Source organism: Waltera intestinalis (genome assembly GCF_009695995.1).
Classification (GTDB): Bacteria; Bacillota; Clostridia; order Lachnospirales; family Lachnospiraceae; genus Acetatifactor; species Acetatifactor intestinalis.
Genome location: NZ_VUMU01000005.1, coordinates 49,103 through 70,744, shown reverse-complemented (window position 1 = coordinate 70,744; position 21,642 = coordinate 49,103). Strand labels below are relative to the sequence as shown.

Sequence of the window (21,642 nt, the reverse complement as noted above, 5' to 3'; positions counted from 1 at the left end):
TATGAACGAAAAATTAGCATTAAGCGATGATATTCTGATGAAGATTGAAAAACCTGCCCGTTACATCGGCAACGAAGTGAACGCGGTGGTGAAGGACCTAAATAACATTGATGTCCGTTTTTGTATGTGCTTCCCCGATGTCTACGAGATCGGCATGTCCCATCTGGGCATTCAGATTCTGTACGGCATGCTCAACTCCTGGGACGATGTCTGGTGTGAGAGAGTCTATTCTCCCTGGGTGGATTTAGATGCCATCATGCGTAAGGAAAACATCCCTCTGTTTGCCCTGGAGAGTCAGGATCCGGTAAAGGATTTTGATTTCCTGGGAATCACCATCCAGTACGAGATGTGTTATACGAATATATTACAGGTCCTGGATCTGGCGAAGATCCCGCTGCTTGCAAAGGAACGCGGGGATGATTGTCCAATTGTCATCGGTGGCGGTCCCTGCACCTATAATCCGGAACCCATTGCAGACTTTTTCGATATCTTCTATATCGGTGAAGGCGAGACCCAGTATCGTCCACTGATCGATCTGTATAAAAAGTGCAGAGAAGAGAAGACGGGTAGAGAAGAATTCTTACGCCGTGCTGCGAAGCTGCCCGGCATGTATGTTCCCAGGTTCTATGAAACTACTTATCATGAGGACGGCACCATCGCTTCCTTCCGACCGACCGAAGAGGGGATTTCCGCTACGATCCGCAAGGAACTGGTGACGGATATGACCGACAGCTTTTATCCCATGAAGCCCGTGGTACCTTACATTAAGGTCACACAGGACAGAGTGGTCTTAGAGATTCAGAGAGGCTGTATCCGCGGATGCCGTTTCTGCCAGGCTGGGCAGCTGTATCGTCCGGTCAGAGAGCGTGACGTGGAAGTATTGAAAAAATACGCCATGGAGATGCTGAAAAATACCGGTCACGAGGAGATCTCCTTAAGCTCCTTAAGCTCCAGTGATTACAGCAAACTACCGGAACTGATTGATTTCCTGATGGAAGAATGCAACAAGAGACATATCAATATCTCCCTGCCGTCCTTACGTATCGATGCCTTTTCCCTGGATGTCATGAGTAAGGTGCAGGATGTGAAAAAATCCAGTCTGACCTTTGCTCCGGAGGCCGGCAGCCAGAGACTGCGTGATGTCATCAATAAAGGATTGACGGAAGAAGTGATCCTGCATGGTTCCGCGCTGGCTTTCGAGGGCGGCTGGACCAGAGTCAAGCTGTATTTCATGCTGGGACATCCCACCGAAACCGAGGAGGATATCCGCGGCATCGCTGAACTGTCCAATAAGATCGCAGCCACCTTCTTTGATACGGTCCCGAAGGAGAAACGTGTCAACGGCAGAGTACAGATTGTCACCAGTACCTCCTTCTTCGTACCGAAGCCCTTTACTCCATTCCAGTGGGCACCCCAGTGTACCAAGGAAGAATTCGTGGAAAAGGCATATCTGACCAGAAAAGCCATCTCCGAACAGTTGAACCAGAAGAGTATCAAGTACAACTGGCACGAAGCAGATGTCAGCGTATTAGAAGGTGTGCTGGCAAGAGGCGACAGGAGATTGTCCCAGGTGCTTTTATATGTTTATAACAAGGGCTGTTTCTACGATGCCTGGAGCGAATACTTCCACAATGATGTCTGGATGGAAGCCTTCGCTGCCTGCGGTCTGGATCCGGATTTCTATTCCCACAGAGAACGACCCTTGGACGAGATCCTGCCCTGGGATTTCCTGGACTGCGGTGTCTCCCGTTCTTTCCTGGAGAGAGAATGGCAGAAGGCGAAAAACGAGACGACCTCACCGAACTGCAAACAGGCATGTCAGGGCTGCGGTGCCGCCAGATTCGGCTGCGGTATCTGCATAGAGCCCAGAGACTGATCGTACGAGACACACCCTTATGGCACGTTATTGAATGTTGAAGAATAAGAAGAAAGGGAATTGCAGGTCTTTCAAGAAAGACCGCATAGAAATCTGACAGAAATTATGAAATTAAGAATTAAATTCAAAAAATACGGACCGGTACGTTTTATTGGCCATCTGGATGTAATGCGTTTTTTCCAGAAAGCCAACCGCAGAGCGGAGCTGGATGTAGCATACACCGGAGGCTTCAGCCCGCATCAGATCATGTCCTTTGCCGCACCCTTAGGCGTGGGACTGACCAGCAACGGAGAATATATGGATTTGGAAGTACATTCCCTGACTTCCTGCGAGGATGTTAAGACACGGCTCAATGCCGCATCTGTACCCGGCATTGAGATCACTTCCGTGAAGATCCTGCCGGATAAGGCGGGCAATGCCATGGCAAGTGTGGCTGCCGCCGGATATACCGTAACCTTCCGGGAGGGCAGAGGTCCTCATTTTGATCTGGCACCTGCTGTGGAACGCTTCCTTAAAAAGGACGAGATCCTGATCACCAAGGAGACCAAAAAAGGCAGCCGGGAAATCAATTTAAAAGAAGGCATCTATGAGCTGAAAGCCGTGGATGGTAACAGCCTGTATCTGTTGGTAGATGCATCCAGCGCCGGCAATATCAAGCCCATTCAGGTAGTGGAGGCATTATTTGCTGAAAATGGAGACCCCCTCCCTGAGAATGCCCTTATGGTCAACAGAGAAGAGACCTATTTAAGAAGCGATGCCGGAGAACTGCTTCCCTTAGACGCCATCGGTTATGACAGCGAAGAAGCTTACAAAGCGGCTTCCGGAGATAGCGAATGAGCCGCAGTCTCACCGGCGGCAGACCGGCAAGAGAAAAAGAAATAAATGAGATCCGTAAGAGCACGGACTGTACTACCGGTAAAATGATCTTTACGAAGCTTCGGGATAAAAATGTGGCATTACTTGTGAACTCCGGCGGAATTGCCGCCGTGCGGGTTCTTCGTTCGAATGCCAGTAAGCTTGGCGGAATCTACCTTGGAAAAATACAGAATGTTGCGAAAAACATCGATGCCTGCTTCGTGGAGATTGCGCCCGGGGAACTGTGCTTTCTGCCATTACGGGAAGCAGGTACGGCACATCTAACCAACAGACAGCCGGACGGAAGCTTAAAAGCCGGAGATGAACTGGTGGTCATGGTCACCAGAGATGCCCAGAAGACAAAGCGGGCTTCCGTTACCACAGATCCTTCCCGGATGAAGCAACAGCTTGTTAAAAACGGAGCCACCCATGAGAGCGCATCTGAAGCCCTTCAGAGCCTTTTAAATCAGGCAATCCATAAAGTATGCCTTACCTGTCTTCTTGCGCCTTCTGAAGCCATCTACGAGGCATTGGAGCAGTTGGCAGATTCATCGGAATACAGTGAAGTCCTTACGGATGACCCTGAGATCTTCCACAAGCTTTCTGAAAGCAGTCATCCGCTTTTACAGCAGAAGAGTCTCCGATTGTATGATGATCCTGCCATTTCCCTGCGTCTTTTATATTCTCTCGAAAGGGGGATGGATGAGGCACTGGATACGAGAGTCTGGCTGAAATGCGGCGGATATCTGGTCATTGAGCCCACGGAAGCCATGACAGTCATCGATGTCAATTCCGGCAAAAATGAATCTAAGAAGATGGGAGAAGAGACCTATTATCAGGTCAATGCCGAAGCGGCAGAAGAGGTTGCTAGACAGTTGCGTCTACGGAATCTGTCCGGTATCATTATTGTAGACTTCATCAATATGGCAGAAAAGGAAAATCGTCAGAAACTACTGGAATACTTGAAAATGCTGACCACACAGGATCCTCAGCATCCCCGGATCGTGGATATGACACCTCTGGGGTTAGTGGAGATCACCCGTAAAAAGTCCCACCCCACCCTGGCGGAACAATGGGAAAAAATATAAGAACCTGCTTATAAACCAGTCAACACTCGTTTGGCTGGTTTTTTGTTATATTTCACAATTTAAGGAAACTCTTTTTAGTAAAAACGTTTCTTGAATATTCCCCTGCAAAATGTTACTCTTGTATCAAAGGAAACTAAAATATATATTTTGGTTTCCGCAGAAACCTATGAAAGCATTCTATTCTAAAGACGGAGGAACACCTATGGATACCACAGATGCTCTGCAAAAAAACATTTTGGATGCCACCCTTCGTGTCTTCGATCGGAAAGGGCTGAAGTTCACGATGGATGACCTGGCAAAGGAACTTTCCATCAGCAAAAAGACCATCTACACCGTCTATGACGATAAGGAAGCATTGTTTCTTGCTATGGTAGATTATATTTTTGATTCGATCAAGGAAAGCGAGCAGATGATCCTGACGGATCCTGCGCTGGGAACCATCGAAAAGCTACAGCTCATCTTAGGCGTCCTGCCGGAAGGCTATCAGAATATTGACCTCAGAAAGCTCTATTCCCTACGGGACAAATATCCTAAGATCTACCATAAAGTGGAGCTTCGCTTAGAGACCGGCTGGGAGCCTACGATCCAGCTGATCGAGACAGGCATGGCAGAGGGCAGTATCCGCCCGGTTCCCATCTGTCTTGTGAAAATGATGCTGGAAGCCTCCATTGAGCAGTTTTTCCAAAGAGATATCCTCACACAGAATCATCTGACTTACGTGGACGCCTTAAACGAGGTCGTAAATATTCTCATGTACGGAATCACACAGAGGCAGTAAATACGCAGACAAAAAGGGAGAAGAACTTATGACACATAGACTTTACTTAAACGACGACTGGCTGTTCACTGAACAGTTTGAGGACAGTTTAGTGACACCGGAATATCCGGAAAACACACTGCAGCCGGTACGTCTGCCGCATACCTGTAAGGAAACCCCGTTTCATTATTTTGACGAATCCCTCTACCAGATGGTCAGCGGATACAGGCGCCATCTCCTGATTCCAAAGGACTGGCAGGGAAAACGGATCCTGCTTATTTTTGAGGGAGCTGCCCATGACAGTACTGTATTTTGTAATGGGAAAAAAGTGGGAGAGCATCACTGCGGTTACACTGCATTTACTGTAGATTTAACAGACAATGTACTCTATGGGCAGGATAACCTGCTCTGTGTCCGCTTAGACAGCAGAGAGAATTTAAACGTTCCGCCTTTTGGCTATGTGATCGATTATATGACCTATGGCGGTATCTACCGGGATGTCCGGCTGGAAGTAAAGGAAAAAGTCTCTCTTTCGGATATCTTCGTCCATACAGCGATAGATTTCAGATCGTCTCCCGTGACAGCTCAGATCACCTCTGAGCTCACGCTTACTGAAAGTGATGAGAACGTGACCATCCGACAGTACTACATGCCCAAAAGTACCGCAGCCGCGCAGGAATCCTGGAGGCTTTTGTGCGAGCAGACTGTTTCTACGGATGTTTCCTGCGACAAGGAGTTCTCCCTCACGGCAACCATTACCGCTCCCCTGTTATGGGACACCGAAGAAGCTAATCTTTATATTTTAAAGACACAACTATATCAGGATAATACGCTCCTGGATGAGACAGAGACCACGTTTGGTATCCGGGAAGCAGTATTTAAAAAGGACGGCTTTTATCTTAATGGCAGGAAGTTGCGGATCCGCGGCTTAAACCGCCACCAGAGCTTCCCTTATGTGGGATATGCCATGCCTAAGAGCATGCAACGGCTGGATGCGGATCTTCTGAAAAAGGAGTTGGGTTTAAATGCCGTAAGGACTTCCCATTATCCCCAGAGCCATTATTTTTTAGAGCGCTGTGATGAGCTTGGACTTTTAGTATTCACAGAATTCCCCGGCTGGCAGCATATCGGAGATGATTCCTGGAAAGCACAGGCGGTTGCAAATGCCGAAGACATGATCCGACAGTACCGTAATCATCCCTCCATCATTTTATGGGGAATACGCATCAATGAGTCACCGGATGACGATGCTTTTTACGAAAAGACCAATGCCGTGGCACATAAGCTGGATCCATCAAGACCTACCGGTGGTGTCCGTGCCATGAAAAAAAGTCATCTGTTAGAAGATGTCTATACGTATAATGATTTTCTGCACGACGGTGAGATGCCCGGCTGTGATCCAAAGAAAAAAGTCACATCTGATATGGAGAAGCCTTATCTGATCAGTGAGTACAACGGACATATGTATCCCACAAAGGCCTTCGACAACGAAGAGCGCCGCAGTGAGCATGCCATCCGCCACGCCAATGTACTGGATGCCGTGGCAGGTCAGCCCGATATTGCCGGAAGCTTCGGCTGGTGCATGTTCGACTACAACACTCACAAAGACTTCGGAAGCGGTGACAGGATCTGTTATCATGGTGTCATGGATATGTTCCGGAATCCGAAGCTGGCAGCAAATATCTATGCCTGTGAGCAGGAACAGTCTCCTGTATTGGAGATCACTTCCTCCATGGATATCGGAGAGCATCCCGGCTGTAACCGCGGCAACATCTACATTCTGTCCAATGCAGACAGCGTAAAGATGTACAAAAATGATCGTTTTATCAAGGAATATCTGCCGGAAATGTCACCTTATAAGCACTTAAAGCACGGTCCCATCCTGATTGATGATTTTATCGGAGATTCTTTTGCACAGAACGAAAGATTCCGTCCGAAACATGCCAAGGAGATCACGGATGCCATGAATCTCGTAGCGCGAGGAAGCCTGAACCACATTCCAAAGAGATTATATCTTACGGCTTTAAAACTGCTTCTGATCTATCATATCGATTTTGCGGAAGTGACCAGGCTGTATACAAAGTACATCGGTGACTGGGGCGGTACGGCTACCATATACCGGTTTGACGCTATCAAAGACGGCAAAGTCGTAAAATCCGTCACCAAAGAACCGGTTCGCGAAATCCGGCTGGAAGCAGAAGCGGATCATACCATTCTGACGGAACAGCACAGCTATGATGTGTCACTGGTGCGGATCCGTGCAGTGGATGACCATGGAAATGTGCTTCCCTTTTATCAGGAGCCGGTTCGTCTGATTACGGAAGGTGACATCTCCATCATCGGACCTGACACCATTGCTTTACAGGGAGGCATGGGTGGAACTTATGTTAAGAGTACGGGAAGATCCGGTCGGGGAGCTTTGCTGTTGCAGTCACAGACGGCAGGGGAAATACGGATACCTTTTCAGATTATGATTTAATGGTTTCATTTGAGCGTTAGATTTCAAAGGATTTCAAAAGAAAGGATCAGGGTTACATTATGGGTTTAAGTGGAAAAGAAAAATTTTCTTATGGACTGGGTGCGGTAGGCAAGGATATGGTATACATGCTGTCTGCCAGCTATATTTTGTATTATTATCAGGATATTTTAGGCGTGAACGCCGTAGCCATGGGTATCATTCTACTGGTTGCAAGAGTATTCGATGCGTTTAACGATCCCTTCATGGGCGTCATCGTGGCAAAGACCAGGACCAGATGGGGGAAGTTCCGCCCCTGGCTGATGATCGGCACAGTGACCAATGCCGTTGTTCTGTATCTGATGTTCTCGGCACCGCCTGCACTGGATGGCAATGGACTGGTAGCTTATGCGGCAGTCACTTACATTCTCTGGGGCGTGACCTATACCATGATGGATATTCCCTTTTGGTCCATGATACCGGCATTTACTCACAGCGGAAAAGAACGTGAAGGATTGTCTACGCTGGGACGTTCCTGCGCCGGTGTCGGCTCTGCCATCATCACCGTGATCACCATGCTTTGTGTCAATGCCCTGGGCGGAGGAGAAGAGCGGATCGGATTTTCCCGATTCACCCTGATCATTGCTGTGCTGTTCGTGATATTTATTGCCATTACCTGTATTAATATCAAGGAAAAATCTACGGTAGATGTGGACGCACCTTCCATCGGCCAGATGTTCAAGGCGTTAATTCAGAACGATCAGGCGATGGCAGTGGTAATTACCATTGTACTGATCAACTGCGCGGTCTATACCACCTCCAACCTGGTAATTTATTTCTTCAAATACGATTTTGGCGGAGATACCTGGTATAATTCCTATACACTATTCAACACCTTCGGTGGAGCGGTACAGATTCTCGCCATGATGCTTCTGTTCCCGTTATTTCGTAAGTTTATGAGTACCATCCGGATCTTCTATGTCAGCTTCCTGATGGCAATTGCCGGATATGCTGTATTGCTTCTTTTATGTTTTACGAATATGAGTAATGTATTTTTACTATTCATTCCCGGCTTCTTAATCTTTGCCGCCAATGGTATGCTGACCGTACTGACCACCGTATTTTTAGCCAATACCGTAGATTACGGTCAATGGAAAAATCATCGCAGAGACGAGAGTGTCATTTTCTCCATGCAGACCTTCGTGGTAAAACTGGCTTCCGGTGTTGCTGCGTTAGTGGCTTCTCTGTGCCTGAACCTCTGCAACTTAAGCTCTGATACCAGCGATGCTGTGGCAACTGCAGGAGCTTCCGGAAGTTCTGTGGTGGGACTTCGTATGACGATGACACTGTTCCCCATTCTGCTCCTTGTCACCGGTGTCATTTTCTTTCATAAGAAGTATCAGTTGACCGAGGAACGATTAAAAGAGATTCAGGAGGCTTAAAGCATGATTCAGATTGTAAAAGATTCCGATACAAGACCATGGTTCTTTTTACAGACAGCTCACACAACCTACGGAATGTGGGTCATGGAGACCGGACATTTAGAACATCTGTATTACGGGGAACGGATCACTGTGGATTCACAGAATCCTTCCTCCTGTGCGCCCCTTGTCATACAGAGAGCCTTCGCTCCGGGAAATACCTGTACCTACGACAGGGAACATCCGCAGATCTCCATGGAAGATATCTGTTTGGAGGTTAGTACGTTGGGAAAGGGAGATATCCGGGAACCCTTTTTAGAAGTCAGGCTTGATGACGGAAGTGTCACCTCTGACTTTACTTTTGATTCCTATGAAGTTATTACTTTAAAGGAAAGAGAACAGTGCCTGCAGGATTCCGGACTCCCTCACAGTTATTCAGAAGCGGAAACTGATTCCGTGGAATGCCTTCAGATTATTTTGCAGGATGTTACGAATCATTTGGAGTTGCAGCTGTTTTATACCTTATTCGAAGAATGTGATGTCATTACCAGGAGTGCACGGCTGATCAATCATAGTGACGCAACTGTCACCTTGAATCGATGCCTCAGCGCACAATTAGATCTGACAGAGGATTATTCCATGATCACTCATTTCAGTGGTGCCTGGGCAAGAGAAATGCACAGAGAACAGATTTCCTTACATTCCGGCAAATTTGTAAATGCTTCTTATACAGGAACCTCTTCGAACCGTTCGAATCCTTTTATGATCCTGGGACATAAGAACACCTGTGAGACTTTTGGCTCCTGTATCGGCTGCAATCTGATCTACAGTGGAAATCATTATGAAGCCCTTGAGAAAGACTCTTATGGGAAACTGCGCTTTTTAAGTGGGATCAATCCACAAAGTTTTTCCTGGGAGCTGACTCCGGAAGCGCACTTTGATACACCGGAGGCTGTTTTAAGTTATTCTTCGAAGGGGTATGGCAGACTCAGCCGACAGTTACATTCCTTTATCAGAGAGCATATTGTCCGAGGAGTGTGGAAGAGAAGACCTCGTCCGGTTCTGTTAAACAGCTGGGAAGCCTGTTATTTTAAGATTGATGAGAGAAAGCTTGTACAGCTGGCAAAAGCAGGAGCAGATGTCGGCATCGAACTGTTTGTCATGGATGACGGGTGGTTCTTGGGACGAAATGATGACACCTCCTCCCTGGGAGACTGGGAACCGGATCCGAAGAAGCTGCCCGGAGGAATTGCTTCCCTCAGTAAAAAAATCAAAGCCCTGGGGATGGATTTCGGTCTCTGGGTTGAGCCGGAGATGATCAGTGAAAACAGCCGTCTCTATCAAGAACATCCCGACTGGGCAATGATGATTCCGGGACATCCCCACTCCGAGGGACGTAATCAACGCCTTTTGGATCTGTGCAATCCCGAAGTACAACAATATGTAATAGATTCCATGACGAAGGTATTTTCCTCCGGAGACATCCGTTATGTAAAATGGGATATGAACCGCAATTTTAGTGATATTTATTCCCCTTATCTGCCGGCCACGAAACAGGGAGAGACGGCACATCGTTATGTGCTGGGGCTTTATCACATTATGGATGAACTTACCACACGTTTCCCTGAAATTTTGTTTGAAGGCTGCAGTTCAGGTGGAAATCGTTTTGATCTGGGAATATTAAGTTATTTCCCGCAGATCTGGGCGAGCGATAATACTGATGCACTGTGCCGTACCGGGATTCAGAACAGTTACAGCTATGGATATCCCTTATCGGTATTTACAGCACATGTATCATCCTGTCCAAATCATCAGACCTTAAGAATCACACCCCTTGAAACCCGTTTTCAGGTAGCTTCCTTCGGCGTCTTAGGATATGAATGCAATTTAAAGGATCTGTCCGGAAGTGATCTCAACGCAATCCGGGAACAGATTACACTTTATAAAAAATGGCGGGATGTTTTCCAGTTTGGAACCTTTTACCGTGGAACAGAAAACGAGGATTCTGACTCGGAAACCTTATCCTGGACCTGCGTGTCCCCGGATGGCAGAAGAGCAGTGGGGCTGTTCTTCCGGTGCCTGGCAGTTCCGAACCAGTCCCATGACTGTTATCGACCGGTGGGGTTACTTCCGGATGTGAAATATCATTTCTACGGCAGGAATATCAAATACAATCTGAAAGACTTCGGAGACCTTGTGAACACTGTTTCTCCGGTTCATATCAAGCAGGGATCTGCATTACAGGAGATTCTTTCGCGATTCGTGAATATGGATGGTGAAAAAGAAGACCTGACTGCTTACGGAGATACCCTGATGCGTGCAGGAATCGCACTGAAGCCCGCTTTTGCCGGAACCGGATATAATTCCGACACCCGACTGTTCCCGGATTTTTCTTCCCGAATTTACTTTATGGAAGCTGTGGAATAAAATAATAACGCTTTTAAAAGCACCTGTCAAAGAATCTTTCACCAGATTCATCAGTAAGAACTACGGCCATTATTGTTGGAATTATAATGGTATGTATTGGCTGGTATAAAAAATCAAAGAATGATAAAAAGGTATTTCAATATATGAAAGAACATGATTAAATGAATACAAATTCTGTAAAATTTTGACGGAGGAAGCTAGCCCTTACTGGGACAGAGGGCACCGAACCAACTATGCGCAAAAGGGTCACTATTTTTCGCACGTTGAGCATTGGTATTGGATACCAAGCGCAGACCGTCGTGAGGACGCAGATAGACAGATATTACAACCAGTAGTGACTGTCACTCCGTCCGAACACTGGAATCGAAGAGTGGCAGTCATAAATAAAAATATCTGACTATCAAGTACGAACAGAGTTGACGCGGTAGGGGAATTTACTTCCCCGTGAGCGTTTGGCAACTGTGCGAAAAATACGTCTTTTGCGGGTGAGAACCTAAAACATAGTTGGTGACATGAAAGCCATAGAACAGATTAGGAAGCCGGTGCGTAGTACTTCTGAACCCCTTTAGGGGTGCCTTCCATGACGGAGCAAAGGCTGACTTTTCGGACGCATGAGACGGAGGAAACTAATCACAACCAACCGATCGATATTCCTTGCCTGCCAGGGACTGCACCCCGGGGGTGCGCATTTGTATCGAAATTCTACCACTTTTTGAAAATTTTTTAACATAATATATTAGCCTTTCTAAAAATACTTCGAGGGTATTCAGCCACCCTTGGGGTATTTTTTTTGCAAAAATTTCAAAATTCCAACGAAAATGAACCATTTTTTGTTTTCTTTTATACATAGATAGATAGCAAACATTGTGGAAAAAATGGGGTAACTAGGTAGCCATAGTGCTATAAACCCAGTATTTATGCGGTTTACAGGTGGTTACCTCGCTACGGCAACAGAGGTAACCACTGCAGCGAAGCAAAACCCTGAAACCGTGATTCCCACTGCATTTGCGGACTTTTTGAAATGGCTACCTAAAAACGGCTGAAGAGGTAGCCAGGTAACCATTTTTATAAAATTTCCCCTAGGAAACGAAAAAAAAATCTGTAAATTTCAAAATTTAGAAAGGCGAAAAAAATGACACGAAAGAAAGAAAAACAAAAAAGAATGCTAACCATGAGATCGAGTGTCAAAACACTGGCAATCAAATGCTACGAAGAGCAGATGCCGGATGGATGGGAAGCAGTAAAAGAACGTATTAAAAAATACCCAAAAGATTCTTTGCAGATACTCGGCATCTGTCATTACAAAGACCCTGCAACAGATGATATTTGGGAACCATCAATGGAAAAACCGCATTATCATATCATCGTCAGAGTATCAGCACAACCATTCCAAAAATCAGAAGCGGTACATATCAGCACAATTTTGAACGCATTAGGAATCGTGTTCCGTAAGGATGTAGATGATTTACTTTGGACAGAAGATGGTATTGATACCTGTAAAGATTTTGCAGGGTATGCGACTTATCTGACACATGAAACGGAACAGGCGGTTTTAGATGGCAAAACAAGATACGAACTTGAAGAATTCGTAAGTAATCTCACGATAGATGAGATTAAACAGGTAAGAGATGGTTATACAAGATTATCGGATACAAATGGAAAGGTGTGTGTATCAGCAATGGCGAAATTAGACGAAGAAGCATACAAGTTAGGACAGGACTTAGGGGATTTTGATAAATGGTATGGTGAATTACCATTCATCGTAAGATGTAACACCAAAATGTCTACCGTAGCCAAAAGTTATTACAGAGGTGTAGAAGACCGGGTAAAACGTGGCAATCGTGAAGTTACAAGAATTTGTATCTTTATCCAAGGAAAACCAAATATCGGAAAAACCTATGCCGCCAAAAAAGCCTTGGCAGGAAAATATGTACTTGAAATAGCAGGCGGTGGCACAGGTAAGTTTGACACATTAACTCCTGCACACGAAGCAATCATACTGGACGATACCACCTGCGGTAATCTACTTAATCTGACGGATAACTATTTCTGTCAGACCTACAAGCGTAACAATAACAATCCTTACTGGTGTGGCGAATGGTTCGTAGTAACCAGCAACCTGACATTTGAAGAATTTCTACGCACCTGTAATATATCCCAAGAACATTTCGATGCCATGCGTTCGAGATTCTTTATCTGCCACGTAGAAAATCATGACGGCAAAAACTATTTAATCTGTGATAGTTCCTGTAAGCGTGGCAGTGTAGAAGAGAGACAATACCGCAAAGAAAAATATATGCAGTTCCGAGATATTTATAACGAGACTTTACAGAGCTACAAACCAGTAACCGGGGAAGTAGACTTTGATGATCTGAACGACTACGATTTTATGAAACCAAAGGATGCCCCGAAAAAAACTGCAAAAGAAATCAAAGCAGAAAAACTAGCGAAACTAAAAGATCAAGCAGAAGAAACATATTTCGAGCAATTTCCAACTATCGAAAAAATATCTGGCTCAAATGATGAAAGAGAAATCCTTGAAACATTCTTCCGGGTATATCCGGAATATGATGGACTTTTCACGGAAGAAGAAAAAGAAGCAATGAAAACATATCACTGCTTCACCTAAACACTCGGTAACCCAAAAGGCCCCCTGCAAGGGCACCCATCCGAACGCCAGTGAGGACGAGCGAAGCGAAGCCCCGTTAGGGGTGCTTTACCGCTAGGTAAAGTCTTAGGTGCAAGACCTAGTATTTTTAGGTCGGCAGGGGGACACTACATCACGAGATGACAGAAAGGCGGAAAAAAATGGCGAGCGCAAACTGGATGAAAATGAATAACCAAAAAGCCGGGGCAATGACGATACACCTTGGCACAGAAGAGCGAGCATCCCATGACCATAGCAACAAACATATAGACCCCGAAAAAAGCTATCTTAACACAACCATCGGATGCAATGACTACAAAGAAGCTCTTCAAAAGCTACGAGACAGAAATGCCGAAGTAGATAAAGTACTACCCCCACAGAGAGATATGGGGGCGAGACGTGTCGTAGCTTGTTCCATCGAAATCCCCTGCCCTTATCAGATACAAGAGCAGGGCAAAGACCAAGAATTTTTTGAGGTCATGTATAAAGCTATGCAGGATTATTTTGGCGCAGATAATGTCCACGGTGGTTTCGTACACAGAGACGAACAGCATCTGTATCACGATAAACATGGTAATGAGTGCATCAGTCTATATCATATGCACACGTTAGTATCACCATGCACAGATAAAGGCATCAACGGAAAAGCATTTGAAACGAAAAAAAGGCTAAAAGAATTTAATACACTTGTAAATCGAGAATGCGAAAGAGTTTTTGGAATCGAGTTAAACACCCACACGATGGAAGAGGGTGGACAATCCGTGGAACTGTTAAAAGCGCAGGAAGCTATAAATGTCGCAAAGGGCAAACTGCGCACCATCGAAGACACCATTGAAATGCAAACGGATACTCTGCACGGATTGGATTCTGATGTGTCAGAAATGACAAAGTTGTTAGAAGACAGCCATGAAGCACTGGAACAAAACAAAGAAGATGCCGCTATGATTCAGGGGCGTATCGAAACAAAGCAAAATATAGAACAGGAACTGGATAAATCTATCGAATCAAAATCAAAACAACTGGATAGTATTCAAGGGTCTGTCAAGGCTGCCAAGGACTTGCGGAAAGAGGAACAGGGTAAGGTATTGGGTCTATTTCAAAAAAAGACGGTAACAATACCATATGACGAATACAAAAGCCTGCAGAAGACCGCTAGAGCCGTAAATAACGTCATTAAGCAGGAAGAAGAAGTAAATCAGCGTAGTCAAGCCGTAAATGCCAAAGCAAGCCAAATAGAGCCGTTAAAAGCCGAATTGGAAAACAGCATCCGGGAATATCATGCAAAGACACGAGCCGTTGAAAGAGACTTCGACAGAAAGATGTCTATCTCTTTTGAGCAGGGAAAACAGGCAGGTAAAGAAGAAATCGAAAACCAAATGTCACAGTTACATAATCCGACAGGTCAAAGCTTCTTGGAAGTTTTTCAAACTGCGTGGTCACGTAAGCTCAAAAAAGAAAAATCTCATGATTACGGTATGGAACGATAAGACCTCGGGGAAACCCCGAACCCCGCCCCGCGCAGGAAGAAAAACATGGATTCGAGATGGAACAAGCTAGTCCTTACTACGATAGCAGACACCGAACCAACTATGCGCAAAAGACAAGTTTAACGAATAGTTCTATGAAAAGATGACTCTGTAACGCTTCTAAAAGCTTGTTTTGGCTGTTTTAGCAGATTTCCGCTGAATCCAGCAATATGGTGAATGGGCCGTCATTTAGCAGGGATACTTTCATATCAGCACCAAAGATTCCTTTTTCTACCTTGGTAATACTTTCGCGGCACCTGCTGATGATATATTCGTACAGTTCATTCGCCATATCCGGTTTACCGGCGTTGATAAAGGACGGACGATTTCCTTTTTTGCAATCTGCGTACAGTGTAAATTGTGATACCAGCAACAATTCACCGTTAACGGCATGCAGATCCAGATTGGTCTTGCCCTGGGCATCTTCAAAGATCCGCAGACCAAGAAGCTTTTTAATCATTTTATCGGCAATTTCCCTGGTGTCTGTCTCAGCCACACCGATCAGCACCAGAAATCCTTTGCCGATGCTGCCGGTTACCTCACCATCTACCTTTACCTCTGCATGCTGTACCCGCTGTATTACAAATCTCATCTGTCTACTTCTCTCCTACGTTTTTCTCTTCTTGATCTTTTTTATTCTGCCCAGAATCAACTTGATCTTTGATCTCATGATCCCTTTGCAGCCTGGAATCCAGCTGATGGAATCCTTCCTCATCAATATTCTTCAGATAAGAGTACTTTACAGTCTCTACCGGCAGCTCCTTTTTTCGAAGGAAGGTATTGACTACTGCCTTAATCGCCGCATAAATTACCGCAAAAATGGGCACACCGACGATCATGCCAAGGATTCCAAATAGCCCTCCGAATACCGTGATTGCAAAAATAACCCAAAATCCCGTAAGTCCTGTGGAATTGCCAAGGATCTTAGGGCCTAAGAAATTCCCGTCAAACTGCTGTAATACCAGAATAAACAGTACAAAATAAACACAGTTTAGCGGATGCATCGGGTCGACCACCAGGATCAGAATAGCACTGGGAATCGCTCCAAGATAAGGACCGAAGAAAGGAATAATATTCGTTACACCTACGATTACACTGACCAGAGCTGCATAAGGAGTCTGAAGTAAGGTGGTTCCGATAAAGCATAGACATCCGATAATAAAGGAATCTACGATTTTACCGCCAATGAATCCGATAAAGGTATTGTGAGTAAAACGAAAACTTTTGATCAGCCGATTGGCGGACTTCTGTTCAAAGAAAGCATATGCCATTTTCTTTGCCTGTCCGGCAAACTTTTCCTTGCTTGCCAGAACATAAATAGAAATAATAAATCCTATAATGAAATCCCACAGACCTTTCAGAATATTTATCACACTTAAGGATACTGTCATGATCACCTGACTGGTCTTGGTCAATACTGTATCATTTAACCAATTCTCCAGCTCTACGGAATATTTATCGATCAGAAATGTAATCTGACTGCCCAAGTCCGGATTATCATCCATAATCTTACTGATCCATTTTGTAAAATTGCTGATATAGGTATCAAAATTAGATGCAATGTTTACAATACTGGGAACAATCTGAGAAAGCATCATGGCAACCAGACTGTAGATCAGGGCAATAAACAAAAATGCTGTGATCAGAATGCCGATTCCACGGACAATGGAATTGCGCTTCTTATTTTCCTTCACCTTCAGCTTCCGGCACAAAGGGAATAACAGCTTTGTCTCTATATAATTCAATACCGGAGTCAACAAATATGCCGTCACCAGACCATATAACACGGGCATAAGAATTCCTGTGATTGTATGGAATCCTGTTTTGATACTGTTCCCATGGAATAACAGATAATAGAAACAGATACTGGCTGCAATGGTCAAAAATGCGGTCAGACCCCAACGAAAATATTTATTGTTTTTAAAGTCGTATTTCATTTAACTACACCTTTCTTCATAAAATCTTATCTCTTTTAATATACTATGGTTTTGCACCCACCACAAGAAGAAATCTGTCGTTTTTATTGAAAAAGAATTCCCGGCAGTATAAAATAGATACCAGTAAAAGAATGGAGTTAACAATGACATTACAAAAAGTATTGAGCCGTGTCAGACAGGCTGTGGATGATTATCATATGATCGAAGAAGGTGACCGGATCGCAGTGGGGATCTCCGGCGGTAAGGACAGCCTTACTCTCCTGCTGGCTTTATATGAACTCAGCAAGTTTTATCCGAAGCATTTTACGCTTATTGCAGTAACAGTCGATCTTGGATTTCTCAATCTGAATCTGGATGAAATCCGTACTCTTTGTGCTGACAGAAACATCCCATATACCGTAGTGGAGACTTCTATTGCCCAAATCGTGTTTGAAGATCGTAAGGAAGACAATCCCTGTTCCCTATGTGCCAAAATGCGAAAAGGTGCTCTGAACGATGCCATCAAGGCGGCTGGATGTAACAAGATTGCATACGCACACCATGAAGATGACGTGGTGGAGACTATGATGCTGTCCCTCTTCTATGAGGGTCGTCTGCATACATTCTCTCCGGTAACTCATCTGGATAAAACAGACTTGACCGTGATAAGACCTCTGATCTACATGAGGGAATCGGAAGTCATCGGCTTTGTGCACAAATATCAGATTCCTGTCGTAAAAAGTCCCTGTCCCGCCGACGGACATACCAGGCGGGAATATGTCAAAGAACTGCTTGGGAAGCTTAACAGAGAGAATCCAGGTGTCAAGGATCGTATATTTACGGCAATTCAAAAAGGAAATATGGAAGGATGGACCGATTACTTTGGCAGTCATTAAAGAAGAAAATTACCACGATGAACAAAATAAGAACAATATTCTGAAGCTTCGTAAGGTACTGGATACGCTTCCACCGTTCTGCAGGGATTTCTTTCGTGGGATCGAACCCTATACATCCACCAGAACCAGGCTTGCCTACGCTTATGACATTCGTCTCTTTTTTGAATTTCTTCATGAGACGAACAGCTTTTGTAAAAAAAGAGAGATTACCGAGCTGCCTTTGTCCGTTCTGGATATGGTACAACGGACGGATATTGAGGAATATCTGGATTTTATGAGCCTGTATCAGAAAGACGGAAAAGATATCACCAACGAGGAACGCGGCAAGGCAAGAAAACTTGCCGCTCTTCGGAGTTTCTATAATTACTATTTTCAGAGTGAACGCATTGAGAAAAATACCGCGGCACTGGTTCCCTTGCCGAAACGCCACGAAAAAGAAATCATCCGGTTAGAGCCCAACGAAGTGGCGATTCTGCTGGATCAGGTGGAGGACGGCACCAAGCTGACCAAAAAGGAACTGGAATATCATAAGAAAACCAAGCTCCGCGATGTGGCACTTCTGACACTTTTATTGGGAACCGGTATTCGTGTATCGGAATGTGTGGGACTGGATATTAACGATGTGGATTTCGATAACGGTGGCATCAAAATCCGGAGAAAAGGTGGGTATGAGGCAATCGTCTACTTCGGAGATGAAGTAGAAACCGCTCTGCTCGACTATCTGGAACAGCGGGAACATATCATTCCCGCGGAGGGACATGAAAATGCATTGTTTTTGTCCTTACAGAATCGTCGTATGGCAGTCCGTTCCGTAGAGAATCTGGTAAAAAAATACGCTTCCCGCGTTACCACCCTGAAGAAAATCACGCCCCACAAACTACGCAGTACATACGGTACCGAGCTATATAAAGAGACCGGCGATATCTATCTGGTAGCGGATGTCCTGGGACATAAGGATGTCAATACCACAAGAAAACACTACGCAGCGTTGGAAGAACAACGCCGTAAGCAGGCAGCTAATGCCTTTCACCTGCGGGAACACTCTGACAGACATTCGGAGCATCCGGACAACTAATAGCCGTGTGAAAAATAAGCTATCATGCTTATTTTTCACGCTAATTACTTCACAAAATCATAGGAATAATAGGGTACGATCAGTGTCTGTCCGGCACGGATGCTATCCTCTTCCGTCAGATGATTGATACTCTGTACTTCTGCAATATATTCCTTCTTATCCTTATATTCATCATAATCGATGTAATCATCGGACAGATCCCATAAGGTCTCTCCGTAGGCAACGGTTACCTGTGTATAATATTTGAACTTCAGCTGATCTTCTCCGGAGCTTGCCAGGGAACGGATTCCGTGATAGGACACTGCACAGAATGCAATCACACAGATGGTAGCAAGCATGGTAACTATTCTGCGCTGCAGCTGACGTCTCCGTCTCAGCTGTCTCTTATATATTCTTAACTCTCTGTCTGTCATATAGTATACACTCTTCTGTACTCTCATAACTCATTCACCTCATATAAGAAAACGTGTTCGGGAACATTTGTTCTTTATGTTTGTATTATATCGAACATGCATTCTGATGTCAAGCTCAAAATCGAACATATTTTTGGAATATATGTTTGCTTTTTGTTTTTTGCTATGCTATAATCGTTATATAAAACAACAAGAACCAGCATTTATCGGAGGTCATTTATGGGTTATGGAAAGATCACTGCCAAGCAGCAGGAAATATTAGATTATATCAAGGATGAAATTTTGAAGAGAGGTTATCCCCCTACCGTCCGTGAGATCTGTGAGACGGTGAATCTAAAGTCTACTTCTTCCGTGCATTCTCATTTAGAGACTCTGGAGAAGAACGGCTACATCCGCAGAGACCCGACCAAGCCCCGTGCCATTGAGATCTGTGATGACAGTTTCCAGATGGTACGTACCGAGATGGTAAGCCTCCCTGTCATCGGCAATGTAGCTGCCGGACAGCCAATCCTCGCTGAGGAGAATATTCAGGACTACTTCCCCGTTCCCGCCGATGTAGTTCCCAAGGGAGAATCTTTCATTCTGAATGTTCGTGGAGAATCCATGATCAATGCCGGTATTTTTAACGGCGACCGTGTCTTCGTACATGCTCAGAACACGGCACATAACGGTGAGATTGTCGTAGCTTTGATTGATGATTCCGCTACGGTCAAGACATTCTACAAGGAGAAGGGACATATCCGTCTCCAGCCGGAGAACGACACCATGGATCCCATCATCGTCGATGACTGCCAGATCCTTGGCACTGTGTTCGGTGTATTCCGCTTTTACAGATAGCAAAACAGCCTGCAGCGTGATTTGCTGCAGGCTGTTTTTAACTATATTTTACATTTAGTTCTCTGGGAATCTTACCTTCATATAAGAAATAATCTCATCTACGCATCTCTCATATCCCAGCTTAGAGCTGTCCAGACACAGATCGTAATTTCTTGCATCTGTCCATTCTCGTCCGGTATGATACTTATAGTACTCCGCACGGTGCTTATCCGTCTTATTGATAAAGCGCTCCAATTCCTTCGGGCTCATGCTATGCTTCTTCGCTGCGCCTTCCAGACAATATTCCTTCGGGGCATGAATAAACACGCTGAGGACATTTGGGTAATCCTTCAACACATAATCCGCACAACGACCGATAATGACGCAGGATTCCTCCTTTGCCAGGTCACGGATGATCTTCGCCTGATAGTTAAACAGGTTATCTGTAGATGTGAAATCATCGCTTTCCGGAGGGATCAGTTCTCCGTGATATTCTTTTCTGGCAATATGGAACAGACTGGTGTTTTTCACTTTTTCGTCCGCATTCACGAACAGAGCCTCATTGATTCCGCTGTCATCGCTGGCAAGCTTCATCAGCTCTTTGTCATAATAATGGACATTCAGCTTCTTTGCCAGCATCTCGCCGATGGTTCTTCCTCCGCTTCCATACTGTCTTGCAATGGTAATAACTACATTATTCATCCCAATCACCATACCTTTCTGTCTCTGCTGCTTCCACCCGCAGCGACTTACATCAAGGGTTATTCACCCAGATATGCTTTCTTAATGGAATCATTATTCAGAAGGTCACTTGCTTTGCCTTCCAGAACGATCTTACCGGTCTCTAATACATACGCTCTGTCTGCGATGGACAATGCCTTCTTCGCATTCTGCTCTACTAACAGAACCGTAGTACCGCTCTTGCTTACCTCCTGGATAATATCAAAGATCTCATTTACGAAGATCGGAGACAGTCCCATGGACGGTTCATCCATTAAAATGATCTTGGGATGAGACATCAAGGCTCTGCCCATTGCCAGCATCTGTTGTTCGCCACCGCTTAAGGTTCCTGCCATCTGGTTCTGACGTTCTTTTAAACGGGGAAAACGATCAAATACTGTCTCTAAGGTCTGAGCGATCTCTTCTTTATCTTTTCTAGTGTAAGCACCCATCATCAGATTCTGTAATACGGAAAGCTGTGCAAATACTCGTCTTCCCTCCGGTACATGTGCCATACCCATGGATACGATCTTGTGTCCGGGGATCTTAACCAGATCCTGACCTTCAAAAGTAATGGAACCTTCCTTCGGTGTCAACAGTCCGGATACGGTGTGCAGGATCGTCGTCTTACCGGCACCGTTGGCGCCGATCAGTGCAATGACCTCACCCTCATCTACATGGAAGGACACACCCTTTATGGCCTGTATCATGCCGTAATATACTTTGATATCATTTACTTCTAACATTGCCATAG

Annotated in this window: 17 protein-coding genes; 12 read left to right on the top strand and 5 right to left on the bottom strand. The window is 45.0% G+C overall.

Annotated elements, in window-relative coordinates:
• Position 1: 1 nt before the first annotated feature.
• The 9 genes from FYJ59_RS05930 to FYJ59_RS05890 all read left to right on the top strand — a co-directional run bounded on the left by FYJ59_RS05930 (position 2) and on the right by FYJ59_RS05890 (position 15,013).
• Complete coding sequence (locus FYJ59_RS05930; RefSeq protein WP_154495930.1) at positions 2–1,876, top strand: TIGR03960 family B12-binding radical SAM protein; 1,875 nt, start codon at positions 2–4, stop codon at positions 1,874–1,876.
• 105 nt (positions 1,877–1,981) lie between these two features.
• Positions 1,982–2,713, top strand: coding sequence for a TIGR03936 family radical SAM-associated protein (locus FYJ59_RS05925; protein WP_154495928.1), 732 nt, complete (start codon positions 1,982–1,984; stop codon positions 2,711–2,713).
• Entirely contained in the window at positions 2,710–3,819 is a 1,110-nt protein-coding gene (locus FYJ59_RS05920; RefSeq protein WP_154495926.1) for a ribonuclease E/G, read from the top strand. The genes FYJ59_RS05925 and FYJ59_RS05920 overlap by 4 nt, the downstream gene beginning before the upstream one ends.
• A gap of 202 nt (positions 3,820–4,021) precedes the next feature.
• On the top strand, positions 4,022–4,597 hold the full coding sequence (locus tag FYJ59_RS05915; RefSeq protein WP_154495924.1) for a TetR/AcrR family transcriptional regulator: 576 nt from the start codon (positions 4,022–4,024) through the stop codon (positions 4,595–4,597).
• A 28-nt stretch (positions 4,598–4,625) separates the two neighbouring features.
• Positions 4,626–7,055 carry a glycoside hydrolase family 2 protein gene (locus FYJ59_RS05910; RefSeq protein ID WP_154495922.1) on the top strand — a complete coding sequence of 810 codons (2,430 nt, stop codon included), beginning with the start codon at positions 4,626–4,628 and terminating at the stop codon, positions 7,053–7,055.
• A gap of 59 nt (positions 7,056–7,114) precedes the next feature.
• Positions 7,115–8,473, top strand: coding sequence for a glycoside-pentoside-hexuronide (GPH):cation symporter (locus tag FYJ59_RS05905; protein ID WP_154495920.1), 1,359 nt, complete (start codon positions 7,115–7,117; stop codon positions 8,471–8,473).
• Between the two features lie 3 nt (positions 8,474–8,476).
• Positions 8,477–10,879: an alpha-galactosidase gene (locus tag FYJ59_RS05900; protein ID WP_154495918.1), complete on the top strand. Its 2,403-nt coding sequence runs from the start codon at positions 8,477–8,479 to the stop codon at positions 10,877–10,879.
• Positions 10,880–12,011: 1,132 nt separating this feature from the next.
• Positions 12,012–13,508 (top strand): Rep family protein, encoded by a 1,497-nt coding sequence (locus FYJ59_RS05895; protein ID WP_154495916.1) that lies wholly within the window; start codon positions 12,012–12,014, stop codon positions 13,506–13,508.
• Positions 13,509–13,687: 179 nt separating this feature from the next.
• Positions 13,688–15,013 carry a plasmid recombination protein gene (locus FYJ59_RS05890; protein ID WP_205839466.1) on the top strand — a complete coding sequence of 442 codons (1,326 nt, stop codon included), beginning with the start codon at positions 13,688–13,690 and terminating at the stop codon, positions 15,011–15,013.
• 181 nt (positions 15,014–15,194) lie between these two features.
• On the opposite strand, the gene dtd is transcribed toward FYJ59_RS05890, so the two are convergent.
• Positions 15,195–15,644 (bottom strand): D-aminoacyl-tRNA deacylase, encoded by a 450-nt coding sequence (gene dtd / locus FYJ59_RS05885; protein ID WP_154495913.1) that lies wholly within the window; start codon positions 15,642–15,644, stop codon positions 15,195–15,197.
• Between the two features lie 4 nt (positions 15,645–15,648).
• A complete protein-coding gene (locus tag FYJ59_RS05880) occupies positions 15,649–16,989 on the bottom strand; it encodes an AI-2E family transporter (RefSeq protein WP_154495911.1) in 1,341 nt (446 codons plus the stop codon).
• Positions 16,990–17,132: 143 nt separating this feature from the next.
• On the opposite strand from FYJ59_RS05880, the gene FYJ59_RS05875 reads away from it, so the two are divergent.
• Entirely contained in the window at positions 17,133–17,864 is a 732-nt protein-coding gene (locus FYJ59_RS05875) for a tRNA 2-thiocytidine biosynthesis TtcA family protein (protein ID WP_154495909.1), read from the top strand.
• Complete coding sequence (locus FYJ59_RS05870) at positions 17,860–18,939, top strand: tyrosine-type recombinase/integrase (protein WP_328597212.1); 1,080 nt, start codon at positions 17,860–17,862, stop codon at positions 18,937–18,939. The genes FYJ59_RS05875 and FYJ59_RS05870 overlap by 5 nt, the downstream gene beginning before the upstream one ends.
• Positions 18,940–18,983: 44 nt before the next feature.
• On the opposite strand, the gene FYJ59_RS05865 is transcribed toward FYJ59_RS05870, so the two are convergent.
• Complete coding sequence (locus tag FYJ59_RS05865; RefSeq protein WP_154495905.1) at positions 18,984–19,379, bottom strand: LysM peptidoglycan-binding domain-containing protein; 396 nt, start codon at positions 19,377–19,379, stop codon at positions 18,984–18,986.
• Between the two features lie 192 nt (positions 19,380–19,571).
• Between FYJ59_RS05865 and lexA the strand changes: the two genes are divergently transcribed.
• Complete coding sequence (gene lexA, locus FYJ59_RS05860) at positions 19,572–20,189, top strand: transcriptional repressor LexA (RefSeq protein WP_022153059.1); 618 nt, start codon at positions 19,572–19,574, stop codon at positions 20,187–20,189.
• Between the two features lie 54 nt (positions 20,190–20,243).
• Here lexA and FYJ59_RS05855 read toward each other — a convergent pair whose 3' ends face one another.
• Both FYJ59_RS05855 and FYJ59_RS05850 read right to left on the bottom strand, forming a co-directional pair.
• On the bottom strand, positions 20,244–20,870 hold the full coding sequence (locus FYJ59_RS05855) for a cytidylate kinase-like family protein (protein ID WP_118550395.1): 627 nt from the start codon (positions 20,868–20,870) through the stop codon (positions 20,244–20,246).
• A 59-nt stretch (positions 20,871–20,929) separates the two neighbouring features.
• Complete coding sequence (locus tag FYJ59_RS05850) at positions 20,930–21,640, bottom strand: ABC transporter ATP-binding protein (RefSeq protein ID WP_118691897.1); 711 nt, start codon at positions 21,638–21,640, stop codon at positions 20,930–20,932.
• Positions 21,641–21,642: the final 2 nt, after the last annotated feature.

Coding starts and splice junctions, on each gene's coding strand:
- FYJ59_RS05930 (WP_154495930.1), top strand. CDS start 2: ATGAACGAAAAATTAGCATTAAGCGATGATATTCTGATGAAGATTGAA.
- FYJ59_RS05925 (WP_154495928.1), top strand. CDS start 1,982: ATGAAATTAAGAATTAAATTCAAAAAATACGGACCGGTACGTTTTATT.
- FYJ59_RS05920 (WP_154495926.1), top strand. CDS start 2,710: ATGAGCCGCAGTCTCACCGGCGGCAGACCGGCAAGAGAAAAAGAAATA.
- FYJ59_RS05915 (WP_154495924.1), top strand. CDS start 4,022: ATGGATACCACAGATGCTCTGCAAAAAAACATTTTGGATGCCACCCTT.
- FYJ59_RS05910 (WP_154495922.1), top strand. CDS start 4,626: ATGACACATAGACTTTACTTAAACGACGACTGGCTGTTCACTGAACAG.
- FYJ59_RS05905 (WP_154495920.1), top strand. CDS start 7,115: ATGGGTTTAAGTGGAAAAGAAAAATTTTCTTATGGACTGGGTGCGGTA.
- FYJ59_RS05900 (WP_154495918.1), top strand. CDS start 8,477: ATGATTCAGATTGTAAAAGATTCCGATACAAGACCATGGTTCTTTTTA.
- FYJ59_RS05895 (WP_154495916.1), top strand. CDS start 12,012: ATGACACGAAAGAAAGAAAAACAAAAAAGAATGCTAACCATGAGATCG.
- FYJ59_RS05890 (WP_205839466.1), top strand. CDS start 13,688: ATGGCGAGCGCAAACTGGATGAAAATGAATAACCAAAAAGCCGGGGCA.
- dtd (WP_154495913.1), bottom strand. CDS start 15,644: ATGAGATTTGTAATACAGCGGGTACAGCATGCAGAGGTAAAGGTAGAT.
- FYJ59_RS05880 (WP_154495911.1), bottom strand. CDS start 16,989: ATGAAATACGACTTTAAAAACAATAAATATTTTCGTTGGGGTCTGACC.
- FYJ59_RS05875 (WP_154495909.1), top strand. CDS start 17,133: ATGACATTACAAAAAGTATTGAGCCGTGTCAGACAGGCTGTGGATGAT.
- FYJ59_RS05865 (WP_154495905.1), bottom strand. CDS start 19,379: ATGAGAGTACAGAAGAGTGTATACTATATGACAGACAGAGAGTTAAGA.
- lexA (WP_022153059.1), top strand. CDS start 19,572: ATGGGTTATGGAAAGATCACTGCCAAGCAGCAGGAAATATTAGATTAT.
- FYJ59_RS05855 (WP_118550395.1), bottom strand. CDS start 20,870: ATGAATAATGTAGTTATTACCATTGCAAGACAGTATGGAAGCGGAGGA.
- FYJ59_RS05850 (WP_118691897.1), bottom strand. CDS start 21,640: ATGGCAATGTTAGAAGTAAATGATATCAAAGTATATTACGGCATGATA.